The 11,873-nt window shown below is 60.3% G+C and carries 9 protein-coding genes; 8 read left to right on the plus strand and 1 reads right to left on the minus strand.

What is annotated here, in order from left to right; all coding sequences use genetic code 11:
- Positions 1–298: 298 nt before the first annotated feature.
- Positions 299–568: a zinc ribbon domain-containing protein gene (locus tag ACY69P_RS08290; protein ID WP_404844819.1), complete on the minus strand. Its 270-nt coding sequence runs from the start codon at positions 566–568 to the stop codon at positions 299–301.
- Between the two features lie 1,263 nt (positions 569–1,831).
- Here ACY69P_RS08290 and ACY69P_RS08295 point away from each other — a divergent pair.
- The 8 genes from ACY69P_RS08295 (at position 1,832) to ACY69P_RS08330 (ending at position 11,756) form a co-directional block, all read left to right on the plus strand.
- The gene (locus ACY69P_RS08295) at positions 1,832–2,530 is read left to right on the plus strand and encodes a YitT family protein (protein ID WP_459899699.1); all 699 of its coding nucleotides are present in this window, start codon (positions 1,832–1,834) and stop codon (positions 2,528–2,530) included.
- Positions 2,531–2,579: 49 nt separating this feature from the next.
- The gene (locus ACY69P_RS08300) at positions 2,580–2,867 is read left to right on the plus strand and encodes a hypothetical protein (RefSeq protein WP_462327144.1); all 288 of its coding nucleotides are present in this window, start codon (positions 2,580–2,582) and stop codon (positions 2,865–2,867) included.
- Positions 2,868–3,065: 198 nt separating this feature from the next.
- Complete coding sequence (locus ACY69P_RS08305) at positions 3,066–4,475, plus strand: sigma-54-dependent transcriptional regulator (RefSeq protein WP_462327145.1); 1,410 nt, start codon at positions 3,066–3,068, stop codon at positions 4,473–4,475.
- A 486-nt stretch (positions 4,476–4,961) separates the two neighbouring features.
- Entirely contained in the window at positions 4,962–5,768 is an 807-nt protein-coding gene (locus tag ACY69P_RS08310; RefSeq protein ID WP_462327146.1) for a FadR/GntR family transcriptional regulator, read from the plus strand.
- 734 nt (positions 5,769–6,502) lie between these two features.
- Positions 6,503–8,155, plus strand: coding sequence for a choline dehydrogenase (gene betA, locus ACY69P_RS08315; protein ID WP_462327147.1), 1,653 nt, complete (start codon positions 6,503–6,505; stop codon positions 8,153–8,155).
- A 28-nt stretch (positions 8,156–8,183) separates the two neighbouring features.
- Complete coding sequence (gene betB / locus ACY69P_RS08320) at positions 8,184–9,659, plus strand: betaine-aldehyde dehydrogenase (RefSeq protein ID WP_462327148.1); 1,476 nt, start codon at positions 8,184–8,186, stop codon at positions 9,657–9,659.
- 393 nt (positions 9,660–10,052) lie between these two features.
- The gene (locus tag ACY69P_RS08325; RefSeq protein ID WP_462327149.1) at positions 10,053–10,979 is read left to right on the plus strand and encodes a glycine betaine ABC transporter substrate-binding protein; all 927 of its coding nucleotides are present in this window, start codon (positions 10,053–10,055) and stop codon (positions 10,977–10,979) included.
- A 450-nt stretch (positions 10,980–11,429) separates the two neighbouring features.
- Complete coding sequence (locus ACY69P_RS08330) at positions 11,430–11,756, plus strand: nucleotide pyrophosphohydrolase (RefSeq protein WP_462327150.1); 327 nt, start codon at positions 11,430–11,432, stop codon at positions 11,754–11,756.
- Positions 11,757–11,873 lie beyond the last annotated feature (117 nt).

Raw genomic sequence — 11,873 nt, forward strand, 5'->3', positions numbered from 1 at the left:
GGCGTGTGTGAAGGCGTAGGGGGGAGGAAAGCTGAGAACGGTAGCCCGTGTAGCTGAAGCGTGAAGGCTGAGCGTGCGCTGCGCTGATACGCGGAAGAAGTATATTGCCGCGTGGGTGAAAGGGCAAGACCTGCGGGGGGGCGGACATGGCCGGTGATGCGGAAGAGGGGCGGTGTAGCGCGAAAGGGAGCGGGCGGGGCTGGGCAGGGGCAAAGACCGCGCGGAGAATCCGCCCACGCACGGGGGAGGCGCGCCGCGTGGAGGCGATGCGCGGCGCCGTCTTGGCCGGCAGAAGGCGCTAGCCGTGCCGAAACAAATGAACAATGCCCTCAGCGATGGCGATGCAGAGACCTACTCCGGCCATGGTGATGGCGTCCTGCGATTCTCCTGCCTTGAGGGCGAAGAGCGCCGCTCCCATAATGACGAGAAAGACGCCAAGGGCGCGCAGCGGTCTATCCAGTCCGTATGAGGAAACCGTCGGCGGAATAATGGCTACGCCGCACGAGGGGCAGTACCGAGTTTCGGTTGTGATGTCGTGGTGGCAGTGGGGGCACTTGGTCTTTCCCATAATAACCTCCCGAAGTCTCGCGAGTGGCCGCGTGCGCGGCGGGCGTCAGTCCGTGGCGGACGTCTGGTGATGGTCGCGTTGTGATAAAGCGCGGGCCTTGCCCCGTGTCTGCGGCGTCTGCCCCGCGCTGGGTAAGCTCTCTGGATATGTGGTACCAAGGTTGGCCAAAAGGGGCAAGAGGGTAAAGAAAGACGCCCCGTTACGTGTAACGGGGCGTCTTGTGGCGGCGTGGCCAGCGGCGGGTCGTGTGGTGGACCGAATGTGTGGTGTGCCGTTGGCCGATTGGTGCTTTTCCCGTCCTCTACCGCCAAAAAGTGGTCGTGTGCGCGGCGTATTGCGCGGGACAATGGGGCGCAGATGTCCACACCGGGCATTCGGACGTGCGGTGCGCCGCGCTGCGTCCAGCGGCCGCGAGGCCTTGACCTGCATAACGCTGAAAGCACGGATAAAATGGAACATCCGCTTGCCGATATCCCTAACAGGATGCCCCAAACCCCGCAACCCGTAACGCGCGGGTATTGCGGAAAAAACCGCCACAAGCGAAAGGGCGGCCGGATGGATTCGGCCGCCCTTCGCAAGAGGATGCTTGATGCTTCGGTTTCTTTTTCTACACCATTTAGGAGGAGGTTATATGTCTTCGATACGGTTGGAGGAAAGGGTCTGACCTCGCCCGCATCGTCGAAGAGGGAAGTTGTGAGAGAGCTTGATGGTTGCAGAAGGCTTCCCGTGCCTTCTGTCCCTCTTCTTATCAAGTGGCGTGCCAACTGTGAAAAGATAAGAATTCCAAGTCATTACAAACTTGGCGGCTGTTCGCCTGAGTGTGCATGGTGCAAGGGTTCGCACAGAAAAAGTGCAACGCGTGCAGTGGGTTGCACAGATCCTGTGCAGGGGGGGGGAGGACAAAATGTGTGTAACAGGTTGAAAATTCTGTGGGCGGAGAACGAAAGGGATACGAGAGGGCCGGAAAAAAGGAGAACCCAGTGTTCCCGTTCCATAAATCCGGTCCTGCAAGTTCCGGTTTGAGTTGGGGGCTGGGTACGAAAAAGAGTGTTATATTTAAGCATGTTAAAGTGTCTATCAGGTAGAAAAGGGGTAGGAAATGGGTAAAAGCGGAACCCCGAATTCCTCTTTTGATAAGAAAATAAAAGTATAACATGCTGTTTTTATTGATTAAATAGACTTGGCACAGAGCGTGCTCATTGCGTGACGCCTCGCCCGGACAGCGCATCCTGGCGGGAGTTTTTTATGAATAGGTGGAACGCGATGCGCAGAGTGCAATTTCGGGATGTATCCCACGAGGCGGCAAGCCTTATGCTGTTGACCCTTGGGGCGACTATCACGGCTTTTTCGTGCAAGGCCATGGCCATTCCTCAGGGTGTGGTGTTTGGCGGGTTGTCTGGGGCGGCGCTATTGGCGCACCGTCTGTCTGATTGGGCGACTCCCGGTATGTGGCTGCTGGTGCTGAATGCACCGCTGTTTGTGCTGGGCGGGGCGCTGGTTGGGCGGCGCTTCTTTTTTGTGAGTCTGTACGGGATGCTGTGTCTGTCTTTGGGCATAGACGCCATCGACGTACGGGTAACGTTTCCAAACCCTGTGGCGGGCGCTGTGGCTACCGGCATGGTGATGGGCCTTGGCACCGGGCTGGTGCTGCTGGCGCATGGGTCGCAGGGCGGGCTGGATATTGTCGCAAGATGTCTGTCTCAGAGGTTGCAAGCCTCTGCCGGTGCGGTGTATCTGTCTTTCGATGTCGTGCTGTTTGGCTGCGCGGCTATGATCCTTGGAGGGGCCACGGTTGCGACCTCTTTGACGGTGACAGTCGCCATGGCGGCCACGACGGATATTGTCATGCGGTGTGCGGTGTGGTGTCGCGCGCATGCCGCCCGGATGAGTGTTTCCGTGCCGGTTGGTGCCGGCGCTCACGCGGTAGTTCCCGTGCCTGTACATGTGCGCCGGAAGCACTGAGAGAAGTGATCTTTACCAGAGAAGGGTCAATTGACCCTCGGAGATGAGAATGACCAAGGCACGTTCGGGGTTGCAGACCATTGAGGGGTATGTTGGGCCGTACAGTTGGGACGAGAATGAAGAAATCGTCACGGTGTCGGTCATTACGGATGAGAACAGGGAGTATGTGGTGGAGCATGCCGGTCCGGGTGCCCGCCTGCTCGACTATGTTGATGAATACATCCGTGCCGAGGGGGCGGTGCGCAAAAGCCGCGATCATTTCAGTCTGACGGTACAGAGCTTCGATGTCATCGACGCGCCCGAGCTGGACGACTGGATTGAGGATGACGACTGGTAGGGCATCCTCGCCACCCGTCAGGGTTTTTCCCACGCAGAACGAGACTCCGCAGGTTAATGCCGGCGGGGTCTCCGCTGTTTTGAATGCAGGAAGCTGGCGGACCTCTCGCGCCCCAGCCTGCGGGGTGCTGATTTTGGTTGCAAGGGGGGACGGGCCGGACGTACAGTGCCGCCACCGGAGTTCCTGGAGAAAAGTACGATGAAACGTGTTTTGGTAGCGACACCGGATGCCGCCGTATCCGGCATCATCCGCGAAAGTTATACCACGCCGCCCACCATAGATACCGCCTTGAAGCGGGAGGAGTTCGGCCACCATTTGGCGCGCAGGCAGTACGATACGCTGTTTGTGGATGTTGCCATGCTGGATGTGCCGCCCACCAATGGCGATGCGCAGGCCTTTGTGGATGCGCTGGCGCCCATTGCCCGCACCAGTCCGCATGCGGAAATCGTTATCCTTGCGCCGCCGGAGCGCCTGCGCGCCGCCGTCAGGCTGGTGAAGGCCGGTGCGGACGACTACCTCAATTATCCATTGGACCGGACCGAGGTCCGCTATGTGTTGGAAAGCCTGTACGAAAGCCTCAAGCTCCAGACCGAGATGGACTACTTCCGCGCGGAGGTCGGCGTGGGGCGCTTTATGCAGGTTGTGGGGACGCGCACGCCATCCATGCGCGCCGTGTTCGACAAGGCGCGCCTTGTGGCGCCAACGTCGTCCATTGTGCTCCTCACGGGCGAGACCGGGACGGGCAAGGGCGTTATCGCCCGCCTTATCCACGCCCTTGGCGCGCACAGTTCCGGGCCTTTTGTCAGTGTGCACTGCGGCGCAATTCCCGATACGCTTATCGAGAGCGAACTTTTTGGGCATGAGAAGGGCGCATTCACCAGCGCGGTGAAGCGCAAGCTCGGCCGCTTTGAGGTGGCCGCCGGCGGCACCATATTCCTTGATGAAATCGGCACTGTGACGCCGTCCGCGCAGGTGAAGCTGCTCCAAGTGTTGCAGGAGAAGGTGTTTCAGCGTGTGGGCGGCTACGCGGATATTCCGTTGAAGTCGCGCATCATCGCCGCCACGAATATTGATCTTGGCGAGCTATGCGCGCGGGGCGAGTTCCGCAAGGACCTGTTCTACCGCCTGAACGTCTTCCCCATTGAAATCCCGTCGCTGCGGGACCGGGCGGATGACATCCCCATGCTGGCGGAGTTCTTTTTAACCAAGCTGAACGAACAGCACATGAAGGACATCCGCGGCATTCACCCCACAGTGCTGGGCGCGCTGGCCGGATACGACTGGCCGGGCAACGTGCGAGAGCTGGAAAACCTCATCGAGCGCGCCTATATCCTTGAGCGCTCCAATGTGCTGACGCCCGAGAGCTTCCCCGTGGACATTGCCGCCAGTGGCGCGCCAGCGGCCAGCCTGCCGCTGGACCTGACGCAAACCCTTGCGGAGTTCTGCGAAAGCGCCAAGGAGAGCGCGCAGCGGCACTACCTCAAGGAGCAGCTTGCCGCCCACAACGGGCGCATGAACAAGACCGCCGAGGCCGCAGGCATCAGTCCGCGCCAGCTCCGCAAGCTCATGACGCGATACGGCTACCGCAAGGAAGACTTTAAGGTCTGATTTTTCCCGGATAGCAGGGCTTTGCTCCGTCAGAGCCATACCACCCCCGTGTTTTCGTCCTCTGTGGCGGCAGACACGGGGGTGTTTTTGTTTGTGCCCATATGCCGGGAGGATGTGGAATGGTCCGACCATAGCGGTAGGGAAAGGTCCGACCAAAGCGATGTGAAAAAAATGTGTGGGGTGGCACTGGAACAATGCATTAAGCGTAACAGGCTTGATTTATTGAGATAAGTCTTTTCACCGATGCCGCCTTCTGGATTCTGTACGGGGGAAAGGTCCGACCAAACCCCGGGGAAAGGGTTGACAGCGATTCCAGTATTGTGCAGAGTTTGGTCCGACCATTTGACGGGGCAACGGATGCCGCGCAGATGGTGCAGCTGTGCACGTTAACTGAGTTTGGTGAAGATTTCGCAAGAAATGGGCTGGCTGCACGCTTCGTCGCCATACCGGCGGCTGGCATATTTGGACAGAAAGGTCATACCATTCATGGATCAGACAGAGATGAAAAAGGTCTTGGCATTCACTCCGGCGCAGATTGGTCGCGCCAGCGAGGATGTGGCCCTGCAAATTGAGGCGGCCATCACCAGCGGGCGCATTCAGCCCGGTGAGCACCTGCCCAGCGAACGTGAGCTGCAAAGCCTGTTTCAGACCGGGCGCGGCGTCATCCGCGAGGCCCTGCGGACCCTTAAGCAGAAAGGGCTTATCGAAATCCGCAAGGGCGCCAAGGGCGGCGCATATATCAAACAGATAGAAGTCGACAACGTCAGTGAGTCCCTCGCGCTGTTTTTGAAGCAGCACTCCGTGGCTCCCGACCGCATTATCGAGTTCCGCGAGAGCATTGACCGCGCCATCACCTGTTTGGCCATCTCCCGCGCAACGGAAGAGGAAAAGCAGCAGCTTGTGGACGGCGCGCACCGTCTGGAAAAGATGCTGGAAGCGCCGAATCCGGACCTGAACCAGCTTGGCGAGCTGGACAGGGAACTCAACATCCTGCTGGCGAACATGGCGCATAATCCCGTGTTCGAGTGGGTGATGCGTGCGCTGCAGTCTGGCTTTAGCTCCCACGATTTCGCGCTATACGAAATGCCCGAATACCGTGAGGCCACCGTCTCCAACTGGACGGATACCGCGCGCGAGATTGCGCAGGGCGAAACGCTGCGGGCGCTGTCGTACATCGGTCATCACTATGTTTTGCTCAGCCGGTGTGTGGAGGCGCGAAGCGCCGAAGGCCGCCCCGGTGTGACGGAATTTTTGGACACGTCCTCGGACGAGGCAACCGAGACGTCGTCCTAAGGCACTTCCGGTACTCTCCTACTGGTTGCACTGCACCTCCGGGCGCTGCCGTGCCCATTATCCCGGCGGCGCCATCGGCACTGCCCTGTGCCGCACGGGGTGGCGCGGATGTCACGTTCCACAGACGCCGCGCCGCCCCGCCGGAGGAGTGCACGCCGCGGCCCGCGCCAGAGTGGGGCCAACGCGGCGAAAAGGCTGGCATATCCAGCCAAGGAAAAGTGGGAAGCATCGCCCGTAAGGGCGCAGGAAAGAAGGGGAGAAGAAGGGTTTCTTGCACAAACCGGGCGCCGCTGAAGGCGGACGGCCCGGGGCTGGCAGGATGTGTGTGTGGAAAAGGCTGCGCTAGGTGTGCGCCATGACAGCCCTAAGCCGTACCACGAAGCATCAGCGACGCCCGGTTTGTGCAGGAAAGCCGTGAAAAGCCGGTCACCACGGTGACCGCCGGGGGAGCGCTCCTCTCGCGTGCGTTCTCCTCATAACCATTCTCCCGGCGTTTATGGCTGCCTCGCGGCCATGACGGCACCCAAAAGAAAGCGCGCCACAACGCGGCCCAAACAAGGGCGCACGCGGCGCGCGCACGGCAAGGACGGCCCGTCAGCGTGTGGCGACGGACGGGCCGGAATTCAACGCAACACTATAAAGGACAGCCCGCCGCTCCTTGGCAGAGGATATGCGCGGCGGGCCGCCCTGAACCGAACATGCCGTCTGGCAGGACGACATGAGCAGGAGGTCCCATGGCTAAAAAGATGTATGATTACATCATTGTTGGTGGCGGTTCCGCCGGTAGCGTACTGGCCAACCGTTTGAGTGCGAATCCCAAGAACAATGTGCTGGTGCTGGAAGCCGGTCTTCCGGACTTTCGTCTGGATTTCCGCATCCATATGCCCGCGGCACTGACCTACCCCCTCGCAGGCAAGACCTACAACTGGTGGTACGAGTCCGACCCCGAGCCGCACATGCACAACCGCCGCATTTATCAGCCCCGCGGCAAGGTCCTTGGTGGTTCCAGCTGCGTCAACGGGATGATCTACATCCGCGGCAACGCGATGGACTACGAAAAGTGGGCCAAAATCGATGGCCTTGAGGACTGGGACTACGCCCGTTGCCTGCCGTACTTCCGCCGGTTTGAAACCCGCATGGACGGCGCAACCGCCTACGACGGCGCCAACGGGCCCTTGTACCTGACGACCCCCGAGTGCGACAACCCCCTGTTCAACGCCTTTTTCCAGGCTGTTCAGCAGGCTGGCTACCCCGTGGTGGACAACGTCAACGGCTACCGTCAGGAAGGCTTCTCCAAGTTTGACGCCACCATCTATCAGGGTCGCCGCTGGAACGCCGCCCGTGCCTATGTGCACCCGGTGCGCAGCCGTCGCAACCTCAAGGTCCGCTGCGGCGCGCAGACCTCGCGCATTCTCTTCGACGGCAAGCGCGCCGTGGGCGTCGAGTACGATACCCGCTTCCGCAAGGGCGTCAAGGCATACGGCGGCGAAGTCATCGTCTGCGGTGGCGCCATCAACTCCCCGCAGCTGCTGCAGCTGTCCGGCATCGGTAATGCGGACGAGCTGTCCAACCTCGGCATTGACCCGGTGCAGCACCTGCCCGGCGTGGGCGAGAACCTGCAGGACCATCTGGAACTCTATGTCCAGTACGCCTGCAAGAAGCCCGTCAGCATGTATCCGTCGCTCAAGTACCGCAATCAGCCCAAGATTGGCGCCGAGTGGCTGTTCCTGCACAAGGGCGCTGCGGCCACGAACCACTTCGAGGCCGGCGGCTTTATCCGCGGCAACGACGAAGTGGACTACCCGAACCTGCAGTACCACTTCCTGCCCATCGCCATCCGCTACGACGGCTCAGCGCCTAACGAGGGCCACGGCTATCAGGTCCACGTTGGCCCCATGAACACCGACGTTCGCGGTCATGTGAAGATCAAGTCCGCCGATCCGAAGGAATACCCCAGCATCCTGTTCAACTACCTCTCCACCGAGCAGGAGCGCCGCGAATGGTGCCAGGCCATCCGCAAGACCCGCGAAATCATGACGCAGTCCGCGTTTGACGAGTTCCGCGGCGGCGAGCTGGCCCCCGGCGAACATGTGCAGACCGACGAAGAGATTCTGGACTTTGTGGCACGCGAGGGCGAAAGCGCCTACCACCCCAGCTGCACCTGCAAAATGGGCTATGACGACATGGCCGTTGTGGACAGCGACCTCAAGGTGCACGGCGTGGAAAACCTGCGTGTCGTGGACGCCTCCATCATGCCGCTTATCACCAACGGCAACATCTACGCTCCGGTCATGATGATCGCCGAAAAGGCCGCGGATAAGATTCTCGGCAATACGCCGCTGGATGCTTCTCCCGCGCCGTTCTACAAGCACGAACAGGGCGAGTAGACCCCGAGACCGCAAGGAGACCTGCAATATGATGCAGAAGAAGATGTACATCGACGGCCAGTGGGTGGATGCCGAGTCCGGCAGCACCACGGAAATCATCGACCCCGGCAACGGGCGCGGTGTGGCCGTGGTGGCCGAAGGCTCCCGCGATGACGCCAAAAAGGCCATCGCCGCCGCGCGCGAAGCCTTCGACTACGGCCCGTGGCCGCACACCCCCGCATCCGAGCGAGGCCGCCTCGTCTGCCGTCTGGCGGACCTCATAGAGCGCGACCGCGAGGAGCTGGCCCGGCTGGAGAGCCTGGACACAGGCAAAACAGTTGAAGAAAGTCGTTGGGATATGGATGACATCGCCGGTATCTTCCGCTACTTTGGCGGGTTGGCGGACAAGGAAGGCGGCGAGGTGATTTCCTCGCCCATTCCGGACTCCACCAGTGAACTGGTACGCGAACCCATCGGCGTCTGCGGGCAGATTTCCCCGTGGAACTATCCGCTCCTTCAGGCGTCGTGGAAGATGGCCCCGGCTTTGGCCGCAGGATGCACGATTGTCATGAAACCCAGCGAGATCACCCCGCTGACGACCATTAAGGTCACGGAACTGGCCGAAGAGGCCGGATTCCCCAAGGGAGTGGTCAATACCGTACTCGGCCCCGGCTCCGCCGTGGGCGCCGAACTGTCCGAAAGCCCGGATGTGGACCTGATATCCTTTACGGGCGGCATCGACACCGGCAAAAAGATCATTCAGGCCGCGAGCGGCAACGTGAAGAAGATGGCCCTTGAGCTTGGGGGCAAAAACCCCAATATCATCTTCGCCGACGCCGATTTCGACCTTGCGGTGGACTACGCGCTCAACGGCGTGTTCTTCCACGCTGGTCAGATTTGCTCCGCCGGCGCCCGCATCCTTGTGCAGGACGACATCTACGACGCCTTCGTAGAGGAACTGCACAGACGCATCAGCCGCATCGTTGTGGGCTACGGCTTCGACGAAAAGACCGAGATGGGACCGCTCATCTCCGCCGAGCATCTGGCCAAGGTTGAGGACTACGTCCGCATTGGTCAGGAAGAGGGCGCGCGCCTGCTTTGCGGCGGCAAGCGTCCGGACGACCCGGCGCTGGAGGGGGGCTTCTTCTACATGCCCACCCTGTTCGCCGACTGCGAAAACGACATGCGCATCGTGCAGGAAGAAGTGTTCGGCCCGGTTATCACCGTGGAACGCTTCTCCACCGAAGAGGAAGTCGTTCAGCGTGCCAACAGCACCGTCTACGGCCTGTCCGCTGGCTTCTGGACCCGCGACCCCGACCGCATCAAGCGCGTTTCCCGCGCATTGCGCTTCGGCACCGTGTGGGTGAATGACTTCAACGTGTACTTCACACAGGCACCATGGGGTGGCTACAAGCAGTCCGGCCTTGGCCGCGAGCTTGGCCGCATGGGGCTTGAGGAATACACCGAAGTGAAGCACATCTTCCAGAACAGCAACACCCAGCCAGTGAACTGGTTCGGTAAATAGACCACAAAAGGGGAGAGCACAGGAGTGTTCTCCCCTTTTTTCATGTGGACGAGAGTGTTCCCGTGGCGGATGCCGCCAGCAACGTGGACACAGCCCCGGCGGAGTGCCTCTGTGCAGGCAGCCGTCCGTGGCGTGCCATTTTGTTGGCGGAGTGTTCGTCATCAGTGCCGCGCGGAAGGAACGTTTCGCGCGGCGTCCGGCCGGGTTCGTCATTGTGGCGGCGGCTGGTCACCCAGACAGCGTGCGGCGCGGGGGCGCAGGGAACCGGATCGATTCCGGCATACGCCGCTTTCCGGCGCGCACTGTTTTGGGCGGAGCACGGCACAAGCGGGGCATGGCCCCGTTAACAGCAACATAGGAGGTATGATGTTTGATGAAGGCCCAAGGAAGTTGATGACAGTAGTGCTTCTTCTCTTCATGTTCGCCTTCACCGGCGTGGCTCACGCCAAGAACAACGAGGTACGTTTCGTCAGCATCGGCTGGACGGGCGTATCCATCAAGACTGATATCGCAGTAGAAATGCTGAACAGTCTTGGGTACTCGGCCACGAATCTCTTGGTGTCCGTGCCCATCGCCTACAAGGCGATGGACATGCAGGAAGCCGACGTCTTCCTCGGCAACTGGATGCCCACCATGGAGACCATGGCCAACAAGTTTTTCAAGAAGGGTACTGTGGTCAAATACGTGGCCAACATGCCCGGTGCCAAGTACACCCTCGCCGTCCCGACCTACGTCGCGGAAGGTGGCTTGAAGAACTTTAGCGACATTGCCAAGTACGCCGATAAGCTCGAAGGCCGCATCTACGGCATCGAGGAAGGCAACGACGGCAATGCGGTCATCGAAAAGATGATCGAGGATGATATGTTTGGACTGGGTGATTTCAAGCTCGTGCCCTCCAGTGAGAGCGGCATGCTCGCCCAGGTGCAGTCCTTCGCCAAGGCTGGAAAGTGGATCGTGTTCCTCGGCTGGGCACCGCACAGCATGAACGAGAACATCGACATGACCTACCTTGACGGCAGCACTGCGGAGACGTTCGGTCCCAACAACGGTTCGGCTACCATTTATACCAATGTGCGCGCCGGCTTTGTGGATGAACATCCGAACGTGGGAAAATATCTGAAGAATTTGGTTTTCCCCATCAGCATGATGAATGAAATCATGGTGGCTCTGCACAACGACGATGGCCTGAAGACCAAGGAAGCAGGCATGCAGTGGCTCAAAAACCATCCGGAAATGTACGAGAAGTGGCTGGATGGTGTGACGACTGCAGACGGCAAGCCCGCTCTGCCTGCCTTTAAGGCATACCTTGAGACCATCTAAAAACGGCAAGCTCTCCGCGTGAGCGGAGAGCGCCGTATGTTGCGTCATTCGGCCGCTTGCGGGGTTTTTCCGTAGGCGGTGAGGTCTTCCGTGCAGAAGACTGCCTCGCAAGTCGCCGCGCGTGCTCACTGTGAGACGTGCGGCCGCTGTGCGGGCGGAGGCGCAGCCGGGTGGAGCCTTGTGCCAATTGGGTGAAGCTCGTATTCCTTGAATACGCACGTTGAAGGGCGTCCTGCGCTGGCAGCAGCGGCAGGGCGCCCTTTTTGTTGTCTCTCTCCCGTCCGCGTTGCCGCTCCCTTACCCGTGATCTCCCCTTCCTCATCGCCCCGCTTTTCGTTCGTGTCCCCGGTTGCTTTTCGCGATTCACAGGCCTACCCTCGGCTCGCCGGTGGGCCGTTGCCTACATCGGCGCAACTGTGAAATTCAAGAGACTGCCAAGTGAGGCGAGATATGCAACTGGACGACGTGGCGCAGGCCGTAGCAGACCTTGCGCAGAAGAATGGCTGGGACGGGGCGCAGTCCAAGCGGCCCCAGACGCCAAGGAACCTTGCCGTATCCCTTTCCATAGAAGCGGCAGAACTGCTGGAGTGCTTCCAGTGGACCGAAGACGCCAACCCCGACGCCGTGGCCGACGAAATCGCCGACGTTATCATCTACGCCGCACAACTGGCGAACGTGATGGGCATGGACCTCAACGAAGTGCTCCAACGTAAAATCAACCGCAACCTCACCCGTACATGGGATCAGGACGGCGCGCACGGACAGGCTGGGTCGTAGCACGGGGTTGGTGCCTTTGGCTGGGCCGGGTCGTCACGCCGGGTTCGGGAGGGTATCTCCGATGGTTTAAGGGGTGCGACCCCTTAAAAATCCCGAGGTTTTTCGGGCTGGAAGCCA

Source organism: Desulfobaculum sp. (assembly GCF_054921475.1).